Here is a 15,987-nt window from a genome sequence, read left to right as displayed (position 1 = left end):
TGATCGGGGTTTATTTAAAACACTATTAATAGAGGCTTCACAGTAAAAAAATAGCTTTGTAGTGTCTAATAAAAGTATTTAAAAATGAAAAAAAGATTACTCACAGTTGCGGCACTTGCATGCATGACAAGTTCGGCACTTCAGGCGCAATCAACAATTTTTGCACAAGGCTCATCTTGGAGCTACAACGACACCAATGTCGCATTGGCAGACCAATGGAAAAGTGCAAATTATAATATTTCGACATGGTCGACAGGAAACGGGCCTTTAGGATACGGCGATCCTGTAACGACAACGATCAGCAATAGTTTGATTACGGCTTATTTTGCTAAAGATTTCATAGTAAACTTAGCAGATTTGAGTGACACGATGGAACTTGGCGTGATGAGAGACGACGGTATTGTTGTTTATCTGAATGGTGAAGAAGTGGTGAGAGACAATATGCCGGCCGGTGCAATTACGTTTAGTACATTGTCCAGCACAACTGTTGACGGCTCAGCCGAAAGCGTATATAATATGTTTTCAATTCCGAAAGCTAAATTTGTACAGGGAGTTAACAGGATCTCTATTGAATTGCACAACAGAGGAGCCTCAAGTTCAGATTTGAGATTGGATGCATATCTTAAAACTACAGTTACGACGCCACCTGTCGCTTCATGTACGGGAACACATATCAGCTGTTTTACATCGATTGTTCCGACGGCTCAGACTTCGAAGCTTATTATTCCAGCACAACATAAATTTCAGCTAATTCTTAAAGAAGGAGATAATTACACAGAAGGCGGAGGTCTTGTGGGTGGTTTAAATGACTTTACGGGTTATGTTGCGAAAAATGCAAGCAGTACAGACGGATATCTTTCAGTAAACCATGAAACAAATCCTGGAGGAGTAACAATAGCTGACATCAATTATAATGCTGCAACAAAGCTTTGGCAATTAACAAAATCAAGAGCGGTTGACTTTTCTACGCCGAGTTTGGTACAGACAATCAGAAACTGTTCGGGCGGAGTAACACCTTGGGGAACCATCGTTACCGCAGAAGAATCTGTAACAGGTAATGACATCAATGCAGACGGTTACAAAGATTATGGCTGGCTTGTTGAGATTGATCCTGCAACAGCACAGGTGATTTCTATGAACGCCAATGGCACAAAAGGAAAACTTTGGCAGATGGGAATCATGAATCATGAAAATGTAGTGGTAAATGATGCCGGAACGGTAGCTTATTACGGAGAAGACGGTGGAACACATATGGTTTATAAATATGTGATGGATACTCCAAACAACCTTTCATCAGGTAATTTATATGTTTTAAGACTAGATCAGGGATTAAGCAACGGAAATCCTGTTGGCACAACTGCAACTTGGATTCAGGTTCCTAATAAAATACAGGCTGATCAAAACAATACACCTGCTTTAGCACAATCTTTAGGCGGAACATCTTTTAATGGAGTAGAAGATATCGAAATAAGCCCGATTGACGGAAAAGTATATTTTACAGCAAAAGGATTAGATAAAGTATACCGTATGCAGGATAACGGAATGACGGCTTCTCAAGTTGAAGTTTTCGTTGGAGGCGCTTCTACTCAATATTCTTTCAATACCGCACAAGGAATGAAAACAGAAGCTTGGGGAGACGGAAATGACAATCTTACTTTCGACGAGCTTGGAAATCTTTGGGTATTACAGGATGGTGGCAAAAATTACATCTGGGTTGTAGGTCCGGATCATACGCCGACAAATCCGAATGTAAGATTATTTGCTTCAATGCCGGCAGGTTCAGAGCCTACAGGTCTTACTTTCACACCTGATCATAAGTTTGGTTTCTTCTCCATTCAGCATCCGTCTTCAAGCATCGGGACAGATATTGATGCAACAGGAAATACAATTGATTACAGTGGAAAATCTGCAACAATCGTTATCGCTCGTCAGCAGTTTTTGGGAACAAGTGGCTCGTTGGGTACCGCTGAGCCGGTTTCACAAAATGAAGTAACAGTAGCTCCAAACCCCACATCAGGTATTGTAAAAATAAACGCACCAAAACCGTTGAAAAATCTTGAAGTAACCGCTTACAGCATGGATGGTAAAATTGTTTATAAGAAGAAATTTGCCGAAAACAATTCTTCATTAGATTTAGATCTTACGTCTCAGCTTCAGGTTTCAAGAATTTTGATGGTGAATATAGAAGCCGATGGATTCCAGAAAACCGTGAAAGTTCTTAAAAAATAATTACTAATTTTCTTTCTTGGCTGCCGGCAGTTTCTTTGCCGGTGGCTTTTTATTTTATGAAAAAAATATTGCTTTTATTTACCGTTTTTTTGTTTAGTCAGATAAACGCGCAGATTGATCCTGTAAAATATCCAACTTATACAGATATAAACGCAGCGCTCGAAACTAAAAATGTTGTGTACAGCATGAGTTTTCGTGACAAAGGTTTGTATAATCTTCCGCCGGAACTAAAAAAAATGGATTCTCTTTTTTTCCTGAATATCATGGGAAACAATCTTGAGAAAATGGATAAAGAAATATTTTTGCTGAAAAATCTAGAAATTTTAAATGCCAACGCAAACAGTATCAAATTCATTCCTGATGAAATCGGCGAACTCCAAAAACTGACAACTTTTTCAATAAATCTTAACAGCCTTACCAATATTAATTCTAATATTTCGAAGCTTCAAAACCTGAAAGTAGTTCATTTTGATGCTAATAATCTTAATGTTTTCCCTGAAGCTTTATTGGAAATTCCTTCGTTGGAAGAAATCAATCTTCACAGCAATCAGATAAGTTTTATTTCAGAAAATTTGGATCAGATAAAAAATTTGAAATATTTAAATCTTTCAGCCAATCAGATCAATGATTTGGGAGAATTGAGATTACCGAAAAACCTGAAATATTTAGAATTGCAAAATAATATGCTGAATAAGGTTCCGGAAACATTGTTTCGGTCTGAAAATCTTGAGTTTCTCAACGTGAGCGATAATAATTTAAAGGAAATTCCTTCGGCAGTCAAAAAACTCAAAAATGTTGCGAGCCTGAATTTTGCAAACAACAAACTGACTGATCTTCCCAAAGGAATAAATCGTCTGAAAAAGCTCAAAACTCTTATTTTAGCAGGAAATCCTATAGAAAAATCAACTTTAGAAAAGCTGAAAAAATTATTGCCAAATACCCAGATTTATTTTTAATTATCCGCCGACTCTTTTTGTTTTAAAGCCCATTTCTTTTAAGATATTCATGATTTTATCACGATTGTCACCTTGTATGATGATCGTTCCGTCTTTTTCCGAACCGCCGATTCCCAACGTGGTTTTTATTTTCTTAGAAATTTTCTTCAAATCCTCTTCACTGCCTTCCCAGCCTTCAACGATCGTTACGGGTTTTCCGTTTCTGCCTTTTTTTTCAAACTTGCAAACCAAAGGTTCTTTTTGCTTAAACTGTTCTTCAGGCATCTGAAAATCTTGCTCCTCATGCTCAGGAAAAAGGTTTTTTAGTTGATCTCGTAAATCCATAAAGCAAAATTAAAAATAATAATGAATACTTGAATTATTTGAATTCAAATTTATGCAGGTCAAATTCTTCAATTCATCCTAAAATAAATAAATTTGTATAATAAAAGTAATAAAAATGTCGAAAAAAGCAATATTGGCCATCCTCGACGGATGGGGATTGGGCACAAACCCTGATGTTTCTGCATTAGATAAAGCAAATACACCATTTATAGATAGCTGTTATCACAGATTTCCTCATACAACTTTAGAAGCGAGCGGCCTTGCGGTTGGACTTCCATTGGGACAGATGGGAAATTCTGAAGTCGGACATATGAATCTTGGAGCGGGAAGAGTGGTTTATCAGAATTTGGTAAAACTCAATATGGCCGTTGAAAACGGCACTTTGGGCCAGGAAAAAATCATCCAGGAAGCCTTCGCTTATGCAAAAAGAGAAAATAAAAATGTACACTTTATCGGTTTGGTTTCCAATGGAGGCGTGCATTCACATATCAATCATTTAAAAGGTTTGCTTTCTGCGGCCAAACAATTTGGTTTGAACGAAAATGTTTATGTTCATGCATTTACAGACGGCAGAGATTGTGATCCGCTTTCAGGCTTAGGATTTATAAAAGAGCTTCAGGATCATATGGAGCATACAATAGGTAAGCTGGCAACGGTAACCGGAAGATATTATGCAATGGACCGGGACAGACGTTGGGAACGTGTAAAATTGGCTTATGATGCTTTGACAGAAGGAGTTGGATTACAGACAAGTGATGCGATTTCGGCGATTCAGGCTTCTTATAATATGGGAATTACTGATGAATTTATCAAACCAATTATTGTTGTTAAAGAAACTCAGATGGGAAATATCGTCCCAGTCGGTAACATTGTAGATAATGACGTGGTGATCTGTTTTAATTTCCGTACCGATAGAGGCCGCGAAATTACCGAAGTCCTTTGTCAGCACGATATGCCTGAATATTTTATGAGAAAGCTGGATCTTCATTACGTCACTCTCACCAATTATGATAAAACCTATAAAAATGTAAATGTTGTTTTTGATGAAGAAGTTTTAAAAGAAACAATGGGTGAAATTCTTGAAAGAAACGGAAAAACCCAGATCAGGATTGCCGAAACAGAAAAATATCCTCACGTTACATTTTTCTTTTCGGGAGGCCGCGAAGAAGTTTTTCATGGCGAAAAAAGATTACTTTGCCCAAGCCCGAAAGATGTACCGACTTATGATCTTAAACCTGAAATGTCAGCTTACGAAATTACCAATGCGATTCTTCCCGAATTACAAAACGAAACAGCTGATTTTATCTGTTTAAATTTCGCAAACACAGATATGGTCGGTCATACAGGAGTTTTTGAAGCGGCTGTAAAAGCTGCCGAAACGGTAGATCAATGTATTGAAAAAGTTGCAACTACAGCTTTTGAGCACGGATATGCGGTTTTCATTTTAGCAGATCACGGAAATTCGGATGTTATGGTAAATCCGGACGGAACCCCGAATACACAGCACTCCACCAATCTTGTGCCTTTAATTGTAATGGATAAAGATCAGCACTGGAATTTAAAACCAGGAAAATTAGGCGACATTGCTCCAACTATTTTGAGCGTAATGGAAGTTGAAATTCCTGCAATAATGACAGGAGAAATTTTAGTGAGTTAATTGATAATAATGTGACGCAATCGCCGTTATAGTAAGAAAAAGTGAAATTTTTTATGATTTATATCAGACATATTATGAGGCACATATGATATTATGTCTCAAATAATAAATAAATCATATCTTTGTAAATTATAAATGTATTTTTAGAAATGTATAATATTCTGGTAAGAAAAGAAGTAATGGGTATTTTGGAAAAGGAAGTTGGCTCTTTTCTCGATAAGTTTTTGACTCCAATTGAGAAAATCTGGCAACCTTCAGATTATTTGCCCGATCCTTCCAGCGATAACTTTAAATATGATTTAGACGAAATCCAAACTTTTGCCCGTGAAATGCCTTATGATTTATTCGTAACATTAATTGGTGACTGTATTACCGAAGAAGCTTTACCTTCTTATGAATCTTGGTTGATGAGTGTTGACGGAATTGATCAGGAAAAAAGTGGACCGGGCTGGGCAAGCTGGATCAGATCTTGGACTGCCGAAGAAAACAGACACGGAGATTTATTGAATAAATATCTTTATTTGTGTGGCAGAGTAAACATGAGACAGGTAGAGATCACGACACAATATTTAATCAGCGATGGTTTTGATATCGGAACCAGTATGGATCCTTACAGAAACTTCGTGTATACAAGTTTTCAGGAAACAGCAACCAATGTTTCTCACAGAAGAGTAGGTACATTGGCAAAACAGTCTGGTAACGGAAAACTGGCAAAAATGTGTGGTGTAATTGCAGCAGATGAAGCAAGACACGCAAAAGCATATAAGCATTTCGTAACTAAAATTTTAGAATTAGATCCATCGGAAATGATTTTAGCATTTGAAGATATGATGCGTAAAAAAATCGTTATGCCGGCTCACATGATGAGACAATCTGGTCAGAAAGCAGGTGAGCTTTGGGGACATTTCTCAGATGCGGCACAAAGATGTATGGTTTATACAGGCCAGGATTACATCAATATCATGAAAGACCTTCTTGACGAATGGAAGATCGAGCATATTACAGGTCTTACAGAAAAAGCAGAAAAAGCTCAGGAATATCTGATGAAGCTCCCATCAAGATTACAGAAAATTACAGACAGGATTTCTACTCCAGATTTACAGTTTGAGTTTAGCTGGGTTAAAAAATAATTAGACTTTAACAATAAATTATAAATTGAAGTGCCGGATGTTTTTCGGCACTCTTTTATTTATTTATTATCTTTGCCCAGCTAAAAAAACAACAAAATGTTAAATAATAAAAAAATTGCTGTAGATTTCGATGGAACAATTGTAGATGATGCATATCCGGCAATTGGAAAAGCTAAAATATTTGCGTTTGAAACATTAAAAAAATTGCAGGCTCAAGGTTTCAGATTGATCCTTTGGACATATAGACACGGCAAAACTCTTGATGAAGCGGTAGAATTTTGCAGAAAAAACGGAGTAGAATTTTATGCTGTCAATTCAAGTTTTGAAGGAGAAGTTTTCGATTGCGAAGCACAATCCAGAAAATTGGATGCAGACTGGTTTATCGACGACAGAAATTTAGGAGGTTTTCCGGGATGGGGCGAAATTTATAATATCATCAATGAAAGAATAGAATTCCGTGTTGAAGGAAAAGAAGTTTTAGCCTATTCAAAACTAAAAAAAGAAAAGAAAAAAGGACTTTTCTGGTAGAATAATTTTAGAAATTAGAAGTTAGTAATTAGAAATTAGTTTTTTAATACTGCTTTTAATTTTATCATAAAGAATTAGATAATTGAAGTTTAATTTAACTTAAAAAGATTCATTAAGTTTTGTCGAACATCTGATATCTAATATCTAACATCTATTACAATGATTCAATTAAAAACGATAGACGAGCTTCGTCTGATGAAGCAAAGTGCGCAGTTGGTTTCCAGAACATTAGGTATGTTGGCAAAAGAGATCAAACCAGGAATTACCACTTTGTATTTAGATAAACTGGCGCATGATTTCATTAAAGATCATGGTGCTGAACCTGCATTTTTAGGTTACGGTGGATTTCCAAATTCGCTTTGTATTTCACCCAACGAGCAAGTTGTACACGGCTTTCCAAATAAAGAAGAAATAAAAGAAGGTGACGTGCTTTCTGTGGATTGCGGCGCTGTTTTAAATGGTTTTGTAGGCGATCATGCTTATACATTTGAAATTGGTGAAGTAAAACCGGAAGTCAAAAAACTGCTTCAGGTAACCAAAGAGTCACTTTACAAAGGCATTGCACAATGTGTGAGAGGAAAAAGGATTGGCGATATTTCGTATGCGATTCAGTCACATTGCGAAAAAGAAGGGTACGGAGTCGTAAGAGAATTGGTTGGTCATGGTTTGGGCAGAAAAATGCATGAAGATCCTCAAGTTCCCAATTACGGGAGACAGGGGAGTGGTAAAACCATTAAAGACGGTTTGACGATCGCTATCGAACCGATGGTAAATCTTGGAACTGAAAAAGTGAAATTTCATAATGACGGTTGGACGGTAACGACTTTAGACAATCAGCCTTCTGCACATTTTGAGCATGATGTGGCTGTAATCAACGGAAAACCTGTTTTGCTTTCTACTTTCAAATATGTTTACGAAGCTTTGGGAATAGAAAGTGATGAAGAAAAGCCATTTCAAATGGATTTTTAATGAAAAAAGTAACAAAATTTTTACTGAATAAAATTCCGCGTCCCATGCTTATTCAGATGAGTGTTTGGGCACGTCCGCTTATTTACAGATTTTTTAAGGGCGACGAATTTTATGATCCTATTGACGGACGTTCTTATCGCAAATTTCTTCCTTACGGATACGGAAAACAACGAGAAAACGCTTTGTCACCGGGAACTTTAAGCCTCGAAAGACATCGCCAAATGTGGCTTTACCTTCAAAATGAGACCGACTTTTTTATTAAAAACTATAAAGTTCTGCATATCGCTCCCGAACAGGAATTCTTAAGAAAGTTTAAGAGAATGAGCAATCTCAATTATATTTCGGCAGATTTATATTCTCCGATTGTTGATGTGAAAGCTGACATTTTGAACCTTCCGTTTGATGATGAAATTTTTGATATTGTATTTTGTAATCACGTTTTGGAGCATATTGAAGATGATGCCAAAGCAATGAGCGAACTGTATCGTGTTTTAAAACCGGGTGGCTGGGGAATTCTTCAGGTTCCGATGAAAAATTCGCTGGAAAAAACGTATGAAGATTTTACAATAAAAGACCCAAAAGAACGTCAGAAACATTTCGGGCAATACGACCACGTTCGTTGGTACGGAATGGATTATTTTGACCGCCTTCGTAAAGCTGGGTTTGAAGCGGAAGTCAATTTTTATTCTCAACAGTTTTCCGAAGCTGAAATTCAAAAATATGGCTTAAGACACAACGAGATTTTGCCAGTTGTTTACAAGAAAAAATAATAAAAACATCTTCAATACGAAGATGTTTTTGTTTATAACATTTATTCTTTAATAAAAATGTGAGGCTTAAAATTCTCAACAACCAAAATGTATTGGCCTTTCTGAAAACTGCTTACATCAATTTGAATATTTTTGTCTTTACTAAAAGTTTCATACAATAATTTGCCAGTCATTTCATAAACTTTTACACTTAAATTCTTTTCAATTTCTTCCACCTTTAAGATTTGTTTAGCAGGATTTGGATAAATTACAAATGTTTTTTTATTGACGTTTTCAGCGGTAGATAGAAAAGAATTGTTGTAATAGATTTTGTTTCCTGTAAGAGGATCTGTAATGATCAACGTTTTAGAAGTTGCGTTATTTATTATTTCGTAATTGAGAATATTACCGACATTCGGATTATTATAAGTATAAAAATTACAGTTCTTTCCATCATAGCTTCGTACTTCCGCTGTATTTACACCTTCATATACAGCTAATGTACAGCTTGATGAGTTTCTTGTAAAACTATCAGAAGTTGAAGAAAAAGTAATATGCGAGCCAGCAGAATTAAAATAACTAGAATTAAAAATATGCATATTATTTCCAATTGAATTAAAATTGGAAGGCGAAACAGGACCTGTTGTAGGAGTTGTTGTCGTTTGTCCGTTCATTACAATTTGCGAAATATACCAGCTATTGCTGAAAAGCTCAGGATTTTGTGCAAATGATAGGCAACTGAAAAGAGTGAAAAGTAAAATTTTCTTCATGATTTCGTTTTTATAAAAATACGAAATTTACTAATGCGAAACAGCTTTCAATCCTATCACCGAGCCAATTAAAGTTGAAATAAAAAATATTCTCCAGAAAGTTACAGGATCTTTAAAGAAGAAAATTCCTACCAAAGCCGTTCCTACCGCACCAATTCCCGTCCACACTGCATAAGCGGTTCCGATCGGCAAGGTTTGTGTGGCTTTTATAAGTAGCAGCATACTTATCGTTAAACATGCTAAAAAACCTCCAAACCAATAATACATTTCGCTTCCGGAAGTTTCTTTTACCTTTCCCAAACATGAAGCAAAACCCACTTCAAATAATCCTGCAATGATTAATATAATCCAACTCATAAGTACATAATTTTATAGTGCAAAGTTCAGTATTCGATCTGAATTAAAATTTTACAAATGATAAAAAATTATAACTTTATTTCCGCTCGGATTCTGCTAAGGCTTACCTGCGTGATCCCCAAATATGATGCAATATGACCAAGCTGAACTCTTTGCAATAAGTATGGTTTTTCTTTCATCAAATCTTTATACCGTTCCAGCGCGGTTTTATATTGTCTTGAAATAATAAGTTCTTCGGTCTTTACCAATTCACGTTCTGCAAATTTTCTTCCCCAATTGGCAATCTGAATATCTTCATTAAAAAGCGTTTTTAGCTTCCTGGTTTCGAGTCGATACAATTCACAATCTTCCAAAAGTTCGATGTTTTCGTAACCTGGTTTTTCATCAACATAACTTTTCATTGAGACAACAGGTTCGCCTTCTGTTCCAAACCAAAACGTAATATCATTATGTTCTGTTGAAGCATACGCACGCACGATTCCTTTCTTTAAAAAATAAATATGAGGAATTATTTTATCAGCTTCCATCAAGCAAAAACCTTTCGGATAACTGATTTCGGAAATATGCTCTTTCAAACTTTCTTTCGAATCTTTCGGAAGCGGGTATATGTTGTCAATTATTTTGTCAATATCCATAAAGTATTTCCTAATGTGGTTTTATTTGGAATAAATAATTTAGTTCAAAAATAGACTTTTTTAGGCATCTAATTTTGATATTGGTCGCAAGACCGATTTTGTTTTACTAACTTTGCGATTCGTAATAAAAGCGATTTAATTTTTTTATATGCATAAAGCAGGATTTGTAAATATCGTTGGAAAGCCAAACGCCGGAAAATCAACTCTTCTTAATCAATTGATGGGTGAAAAACTGGCTATTGTAACACAAAAGGCGCAGACAACCAGACATAGAATTTTTGGGATTTATAATGAAGAAGACTTACAGATTGTATTTTCCGATACGCCGGGAGTTTTGGATCCTAAATACGGTTTGCAGGAAAAAATGATGGATTTTGTAAAAGATTCTTTACAGGATGCCGATGTTTTTCTTTTCATTGTAGACGTTACCGATAAAGCCGAACAATCAGAATTCTTAATTGAAAAATTAAATAAAATTCCGGTGCCGGTTTTATTGTTATTAAATAAAATTGACCAGACCAATCAGGAAGGTCTTGAAAAAATAGCTACCGAATGGCACGAGAGAATTCCTAAAGCTGAAATTCTTCCCATTTCTGCGTTGAATGCTTTCAATACGGATGTTATTTTACCAAAATTAAAATCAATGTTACCCGAAAGTCCTGCATATTATGATAAAGATATGTATACGGATAAGCCGGAAAGGTTCTTTGTAAATGAAGCCATTCGCGAAAAAATACTTCTGAATTACGACAAAGAAATTCCGTATTCTGTGGAAGTTGTTACCGAAATGTTTAAAGAAAAAGAAGGAATCATCTTCATCGATTCTATTATTTATGTAGAAAGAGACACCCAAAAAGGGATCATTATCGGCCATAAAGGAGAAGCGATCAAAAAAGTAGGAACGGAAGCAAGATTGGATCTGGAAAAGTTTTTCTCAAAAAAAATACATTTAAATCTGTTTGTTAAAGTAAAAAAAGACTGGCGTAAAAACGATCGTGACCTGAAAAATTTCGGTTACAGATAGACTAAAAAGTCAATATTCATCGTTGTACTAAAAGATTTTTATTATCTTTATTTAAAATTTTTAATCCATGAGCTATTCAAACTCAAAAACTAATCCGATCATTATAGACATTGCTTTATTAATCGTGCGATTATTTATTGGTTTTGCCATGTTATCTCACGGTTATCCAAAGCTTCAGATGCTTCTTGAAGGCGGAGATATCAAGTTTTATGATTTTCTTGGCTTGGGACCTACAGTTACACTTGTTTTAGTGGTTTTTGCAGAATTTGTATGTTCTATTTTCCTTATTTTAGGATTATTTACGAGAATTGCAGTAGGATTTTTGATGTTTACCATGATAATTGCGGGATTTGTTGTGCATGGTGCAGATCCTTTTGAAAAAAGAGAAATGAGCTTTCTTTATCTTGGAATTTATCTTTTGCTGATTACTTTTGGCGCCGGAAGAATCTCGATTGATGGCATGATCGAAAAAAGAAGAAGAGCTTCAGATTGGTAAAAATTATTAAAAAATATATACAGGGCAACAATTTTTTGTTGCTTTTTTATTTGTCTAAAGATTAGTTTCAAAATTATATCTTTTTTGGTTAAGAAGTTTTCATTAAATTCGTGAAAAATCAAAAGATAATGAAGATCAAATTGACAATCTGCCTGCTTGCATTTCTAAACTTTTATGAAGCACAGGAAAATATTTCTTATCAGAAACCATCTGCAGAAATCCTGAAGCTTGCAGATTATGAAAGGCCACCAAGTGTTTTAACCAATTCTAAAAAAAACTGGATCGTATTTGTATATCGCCCGACTTATAAAACTCTGGATGATCTCAATCAGCAGGAAATGAGGCTTGGCGGTTTAAGGATCAATCCGGTTACCAATATTTCAAGTACAACATCTTATTCTTACAATCTGAAAGTAAGAAAGATGAATGACAAGAATGAAACTCAGGTAAAAGGCTTGCCCACAAATCCCAAAATCACAAATACTTCCTTTTCACCGGATGAAAAGAAATTAGCTTTTACCAATACTACCGACAAAGGAGTTGAGCTTTGGGTTGTCGATCTTGAAACTGCAACTGCTAAAAAGATCACAAAAGATAACTTAAATGCCAATCTGGGAAGTCCGTATAGCTGGATGAAAGATTCTCAAAGTCTTTTAGTAAAAGTTCTGCCGGAAAACAGACCTCAATTGATTGATTCTTCCAAAGACTTGCCTACAGGCCCGATTGTTTCCACGGCAGACGGAAAAGTTTCTCAAAACAGAACGTATCAGGATTTGCTTAAAAATCCGCAGGATGAAAAGAATTTTGAAATACTTACCGCGTCAGAATTGTATACCGCCGATCTGAACGGGAATCTAAAGAAAATAAAAGACCAGGATATCTACGCAGGAATAAGCTATTCTCCGGACGGAAATTATCTTATGCTCACAACTATTAAAAAACCTTTCTCATATATTGTTCCGCTCAGCAGGTTTCCGATGACATCTACCGTTTATGATGCCAAAGGAAATGTAGTAAAAGTGGTAAATGAAGTTCCTTTAAATGAAATCATGCCTAAAGGCTTTTCTTCCGTAAGAACAGGAAAAAGAGACATGAGCTGGAGAAGTGATCAGCCCGCAACTTTAGTGTTTGCGGAAGCTTTGGATGGAGGCGATCAGTCGAAAAATGCCGAATTCAGAGATGAAATCTTTACATGGGAAGCGCCGTTTGCGACTGCTCCAAAATCTTTCTTTAAAACAAAACAAAGATATGGTGGCACGAGCTGGACGAATAATCATTACGCCATCGTTTCGGAAAACTGGTACGACACACGAAATACAAAATCGTATCTGGTAGATCTGAATAATGGAAAAGCTCAGGTAATTGAAGACAGAAATTATCAGGATGTTTACAATGATCCTGGAAGCTTTAATACTACAAAGAATGATTTCGGAAGATATGTAGTTGATATGAAAGGGGATAAAGCTTATTTAATTGGTGACGGTTTTACAAAAGACGGCCAGCATCCTTTTATTGATGAGATGGATATGAAATCTTTAAAAAAGAAAAGACTGTATACTTCAAACCTTAAAAATGCCAAAGAAGAAATCATAGACATTATCAATCCTTCGAAAGGAGAAGTTCTGACAATTCAACAGTCGGCAAGCCAATATCCGAATTATTTTAAAAAGAATATCAAATCTAATAAATCTGAACCGGTAACGCAATTTGCCAATCCGTTTGAAAGCATTAAAGATGTTTATAAAGAAGTAATCACCTATAAAAGAAATGATGGCGTTACTTTGACCGGAACGCTTTACTTACCGGCTAATTATGACAGAAAAGCAAAAAAAGAAAAGCTTCCTTTATTGATCTGGGCTTATCCTACGGAATATAAAGACAAAAATACAGCAGGACAGAATACCCAAAATCCGAACGACTTTACATTTCCTTATTACGGATCTTTTGTATACTGGACGACCAAAGGATATGCTGTGCTTGATGATGCCGCTTTCCCGATCATTGGTGAAGGAAAGACTGAACCCAACGATACTTTCATTCCACAATTGGTTGCCAACGGAAAAGCTGCAATTGATGCCGTAGACCAATTAGGATATATCGACCGCAATAAAGTGGCTGTCGGTGGACATTCATACGGTGCATTTATGACCGCCAATCTTTTGACACATTCTAAAGATTATGCCTGTGGAATTGCCAGAAGTGGTGCGTACAACAGAACTTTGACGCCTTTCGGTTTCCAAAGCGAGCAGCGAAATTATTGGGATGTTCCGGAAATTTACAACACAATGTCTCCGTTTATGAATGCCGACAAAATGAAAACACCAATGTTGTTGGTACATGGCGACGCAGATAATAACCCGGGAACTTTCACATTGCAGACCGAAAGATATTTCCAGGCCTTGAAAAACCTTGGAGCACCTGTAAAGATGGTTCTTCTTCCGAAAGAATCTCACGGCTATGCAGCCAAAGAAAATATTCTTCACCTTCTGTGGGAACAGGATCAGTTTCTGGAGAAATGTCTGAAGAAATAAATTGTAAAACCTCGCTTGAATAAGCGAGGTTTTTGTTTATGATTGTTAAAAAAGTCTTATACTTGCAAAATAAATTAATTAACAACATAAATATGAAAAAAATTAACTGTTTAATGCTTTTAGCATTGGTGTTTTTATTGTTGAACTGTAGATCGGAAGATATTTTGGTAAATGATGAAAGCTCAAATACATCTCTTACTACATCCAAAATCACTACAGGAAGATATAACTTAAAAGACGTGCCTGATTTTGGTAATTTTATTAAGAATAATTTTCTAAAAACTAATTTGTCAAGTAAACAGGCAGTGACAATTTCAGAAGAAAAAACAGTTTTTGTGCTTGCTAATGATGATAAAGCAACCGTTTCTTACAGTACTATATTTGAAAATACCGATAACAAAAATTTTACTGTCCTTATTTATACTGTAAAAGATAACAATACAGTAGCAATGAAAGCAGAATATATTTCTGCATCCCAATTCAAAAACTATTCAATGGCTAATTTTACGGGTGTTGTATATTACAAATCTCTTGATGGCTTAGATTTAGGGAGCGTGGTTTTTGAAGAAGGAATACCCAAACAATCTGTTGCAAGTAATAATGGATCTGCGAAAACAACATGTGTTTATGAAACTTTAGTTGGTGCTGTTAGATGTAAGTTAGATCAGCATCATCTTCCGGGAGAAGCTGGTTGAAAGCAACAGGAGATGATATGCCTTATTACACAACTACTACAATTCTTAAGTGCTTTAATGATGGTACTCAAGATACTATCTATAATGACGGAGGCTACGGAGGAGGCGGAAGCCCGGGAGATATTCCGTCACCTGAGTTGTTTAATGCTTTGAGAAATATCCCGGGATATTCAAATCTTTCAGGAGAGATAAAGAGCTATATTATGAACTCGTATTATTTAACCGAAAGTGTTGAATTTGCAAAGTTTGCAGCAAATGTTTTTGTTACTAATCCTAATATAACATTTACTCAATTTGAAAATTGGTTTATGGGAATACCACAAGGACAAGATGGAGAATATGTAGATCCTAATTTAATAGAATATGAAACACCAGTTGTTCAACAAGCTTTACCAACTCTTTCTCAGTGGTACTCTGCATTTCCAAAAATAGAAGAAAATGGTTATTGGAAAGAAATGAAAGCGCCCCAAGTTTATCAACTCGCAGGGGGATCATTATATAATAGTCATTTAAACGATACAACCGGATCCTACCAAAATGCTTGTGCAATAAGAGGATCAAGAGGTTTATTGTATTCAGGTATAAATATTCCTGTTATTAAAAAAGGAAACTTACAATTAACTCAAAAAGGAGGTGACGGAAAAAATTATATATTAGCAGCAACAAGTTTTTTGAGATTTATGAAAGATAAATTTGGTGATACACCATATAAATTAGAGGGTGCAGATGCAAATAATTTAACAAAAGTGATGAATTTTTTAGAAGGAAAAAATGGAATATATGTAATAGAAAATGCAGATCCAAGACCTTCAAATCAAGGAGGAGCAGGATATTCTGGTCATGTCGATGCGATCGTAAATGGAATATGTATTTCTGGTGCATATGCACAACCTAAAGGTGGAGTGAAGTCTATAAGAGTGTGGGTTCTAAATTAAAT

16 protein-coding genes are annotated in these 15,987 nt (G+C 35.6%); 12 read left to right on the top strand and 4 right to left on the bottom strand.

Features of this window, described 5'->3' with window-relative positions:
* The first annotated feature begins 84 nt into the window (after positions 1 to 84).
* Both AC6CHK_RS07550 and AC6CHK_RS07545 read left to right on the top strand, forming a co-directional pair.
* Positions 85 to 2,229 carry an alkaline phosphatase PhoX gene (locus AC6CHK_RS07550; RefSeq protein WP_498095025.1) on the top strand — a complete coding sequence of 715 codons (2,145 nt, stop codon included), beginning with the start codon at positions 85 to 87 and terminating at the stop codon, positions 2,227 to 2,229.
* Between the two features lie 56 nt (positions 2,230 to 2,285).
* Positions 2,286 to 3,185, top strand: coding sequence for a leucine-rich repeat domain-containing protein (locus AC6CHK_RS07545; protein ID WP_498095024.1), 900 nt, complete (start codon positions 2,286 to 2,288; stop codon positions 3,183 to 3,185).
* Here AC6CHK_RS07545 and AC6CHK_RS07540 read toward each other — a convergent pair whose 3' ends face one another.
* On the bottom strand, positions 3,186 to 3,509 hold the full coding sequence (locus AC6CHK_RS07540; protein WP_498095023.1) for a translation initiation factor: 324 nt from the start codon (positions 3,507 to 3,509) through the stop codon (positions 3,186 to 3,188).
* 115 nt (positions 3,510 to 3,624) lie between these two features.
* On the opposite strand from AC6CHK_RS07540, the gene gpmI reads away from it, so the two are divergent.
* The 5 genes from gpmI to AC6CHK_RS07515 all read left to right on the top strand — a co-directional run bounded on the left by gpmI (position 3,625) and on the right by AC6CHK_RS07515 (position 8,563).
* Positions 3,625 to 5,166, top strand: a complete 1,542-nt coding sequence (gene gpmI, locus AC6CHK_RS07535; RefSeq protein WP_498095022.1) for a 2,3-bisphosphoglycerate-independent phosphoglycerate mutase — start codon at positions 3,625 to 3,627, stop codon at positions 5,164 to 5,166.
* Positions 5,167 to 5,315: 149 nt separating this feature from the next.
* Positions 5,316 to 6,296, top strand: a complete 981-nt coding sequence (locus AC6CHK_RS07530; RefSeq protein ID WP_498095021.1) for an acyl-ACP desaturase — start codon at positions 5,316 to 5,318, stop codon at positions 6,294 to 6,296.
* Between the two features lie 96 nt (positions 6,297 to 6,392).
* Positions 6,393 to 6,824 (top strand): BT0820 family HAD-type phosphatase, encoded by a 432-nt coding sequence (locus AC6CHK_RS07525; RefSeq protein WP_498095020.1) that lies wholly within the window; start codon positions 6,393 to 6,395, stop codon positions 6,822 to 6,824.
* Between the two features lie 159 nt (positions 6,825 to 6,983).
* Entirely contained in the window at positions 6,984 to 7,793 is an 810-nt protein-coding gene (map, locus tag AC6CHK_RS07520) for a type I methionyl aminopeptidase (RefSeq protein WP_498095019.1), read from the top strand.
* Entirely contained in the window at positions 7,793 to 8,563 is a 771-nt protein-coding gene (locus AC6CHK_RS07515; RefSeq protein ID WP_498095018.1) for a class I SAM-dependent methyltransferase, read from the top strand. Before map ends, AC6CHK_RS07515 begins: the two co-directional genes overlap by 1 nt.
* 41 nt (positions 8,564 to 8,604) lie before the next feature.
* On the opposite strand, the gene AC6CHK_RS07510 is transcribed toward AC6CHK_RS07515, so the two are convergent.
* From AC6CHK_RS07510 to AC6CHK_RS07500, 3 genes are all read right to left on the bottom strand, one after another.
* Positions 8,605 to 9,312, bottom strand: a complete 708-nt coding sequence (locus AC6CHK_RS07510) for a T9SS type A sorting domain-containing protein (protein WP_498095017.1) — start codon at positions 9,310 to 9,312, stop codon at positions 8,605 to 8,607.
* 30 nt (positions 9,313 to 9,342) lie between these two features.
* Complete coding sequence (locus AC6CHK_RS07505) at positions 9,343 to 9,669, bottom strand: DMT family transporter (RefSeq protein WP_498095016.1); 327 nt, start codon at positions 9,667 to 9,669, stop codon at positions 9,343 to 9,345.
* Between the two features lie 68 nt (positions 9,670 to 9,737).
* Positions 9,738 to 10,304: a Crp/Fnr family transcriptional regulator gene (locus AC6CHK_RS07500; RefSeq protein ID WP_498095015.1), complete on the bottom strand. Its 567-nt coding sequence runs from the start codon at positions 10,302 to 10,304 to the stop codon at positions 9,738 to 9,740.
* 148 nt (positions 10,305 to 10,452) lie between these two features.
* Here AC6CHK_RS07500 and era point away from each other — a divergent pair, with 148 nt between their 5' ends.
* The 5 genes from era (at position 10,453) to AC6CHK_RS07475 (ending at position 15,985) form a co-directional block, all read left to right on the top strand.
* Positions 10,453 to 11,328, top strand: a complete 876-nt coding sequence (gene era, locus AC6CHK_RS07495) for a GTPase Era (protein ID WP_498095014.1) — start codon at positions 10,453 to 10,455, stop codon at positions 11,326 to 11,328.
* Between the two features lie 67 nt (positions 11,329 to 11,395).
* Positions 11,396 to 11,824 (top strand): DoxX family protein, encoded by a 429-nt coding sequence (locus AC6CHK_RS07490; protein ID WP_498095013.1) that lies wholly within the window; start codon positions 11,396 to 11,398, stop codon positions 11,822 to 11,824.
* A gap of 128 nt (positions 11,825 to 11,952) precedes the next feature.
* On the top strand, positions 11,953 to 14,355 hold the full coding sequence (locus AC6CHK_RS07485) for an alpha/beta hydrolase family protein (RefSeq protein ID WP_498095012.1): 2,403 nt from the start codon (positions 11,953 to 11,955) through the stop codon (positions 14,353 to 14,355).
* A gap of 92 nt (positions 14,356 to 14,447) precedes the next feature.
* Positions 14,448 to 15,050 carry a hypothetical protein gene (locus tag AC6CHK_RS07480; RefSeq protein ID WP_498095011.1) on the top strand — a complete coding sequence of 201 codons (603 nt, stop codon included), beginning with the start codon at positions 14,448 to 14,450 and terminating at the stop codon, positions 15,048 to 15,050.
* Positions 15,047 to 15,985, top strand: coding sequence for a T6SS effector amidase Tae4 family protein (locus tag AC6CHK_RS07475; protein ID WP_498095010.1), 939 nt, complete (start codon positions 15,047 to 15,049; stop codon positions 15,983 to 15,985). The genes AC6CHK_RS07480 and AC6CHK_RS07475 overlap by 4 nt, the downstream gene beginning before the upstream one ends.
* The last annotated feature ends 2 nt before the right edge of the window (positions 15,986 to 15,987 follow it).

Source organism: Chryseobacterium sp. GQ58, assembly GCF_059758895.1.
This window is presented reverse-complemented; position numbering and strand designations above follow the sequence as displayed.

Coding starts and splice junctions, on each gene's coding strand:
- AC6CHK_RS07550 (WP_498095025.1), top strand. CDS start 85: ATGAAAAAAAGATTACTCACAGTTGCGGCACTTGCATGCATGACAAGT.
- AC6CHK_RS07545 (WP_498095024.1), top strand. CDS start 2,286: ATGAAAAAAATATTGCTTTTATTTACCGTTTTTTTGTTTAGTCAGATA.
- AC6CHK_RS07540 (WP_498095023.1), bottom strand. CDS start 3,509: ATGGATTTACGAGATCAACTAAAAAACCTTTTTCCTGAGCATGAGGAG.
- gpmI (WP_498095022.1), top strand. CDS start 3,625: ATGTCGAAAAAAGCAATATTGGCCATCCTCGACGGATGGGGATTGGGC.
- AC6CHK_RS07530 (WP_498095021.1), top strand. CDS start 5,316: ATGTATAATATTCTGGTAAGAAAAGAAGTAATGGGTATTTTGGAAAAG.
- AC6CHK_RS07525 (WP_498095020.1), top strand. CDS start 6,393: ATGTTAAATAATAAAAAAATTGCTGTAGATTTCGATGGAACAATTGTA.
- map (WP_498095019.1), top strand. CDS start 6,984: ATGATTCAATTAAAAACGATAGACGAGCTTCGTCTGATGAAGCAAAGT.
- AC6CHK_RS07515 (WP_498095018.1), top strand. CDS start 7,793: ATGAAAAAAGTAACAAAATTTTTACTGAATAAAATTCCGCGTCCCATG.
- AC6CHK_RS07510 (WP_498095017.1), bottom strand. CDS start 9,312: ATGAAGAAAATTTTACTTTTCACTCTTTTCAGTTGCCTATCATTTGCA.
- AC6CHK_RS07505 (WP_498095016.1), bottom strand. CDS start 9,669: ATGAGTTGGATTATATTAATCATTGCAGGATTATTTGAAGTGGGTTTT.
- AC6CHK_RS07500 (WP_498095015.1), bottom strand. CDS start 10,304: ATGGATATTGACAAAATAATTGACAACATATACCCGCTTCCGAAAGAT.
- era (WP_498095014.1), top strand. CDS start 10,453: ATGCATAAAGCAGGATTTGTAAATATCGTTGGAAAGCCAAACGCCGGA.
- AC6CHK_RS07490 (WP_498095013.1), top strand. CDS start 11,396: ATGAGCTATTCAAACTCAAAAACTAATCCGATCATTATAGACATTGCT.
- AC6CHK_RS07485 (WP_498095012.1), top strand. CDS start 11,953: ATGAAGATCAAATTGACAATCTGCCTGCTTGCATTTCTAAACTTTTAT.
- AC6CHK_RS07480 (WP_498095011.1), top strand. CDS start 14,448: ATGAAAAAAATTAACTGTTTAATGCTTTTAGCATTGGTGTTTTTATTG.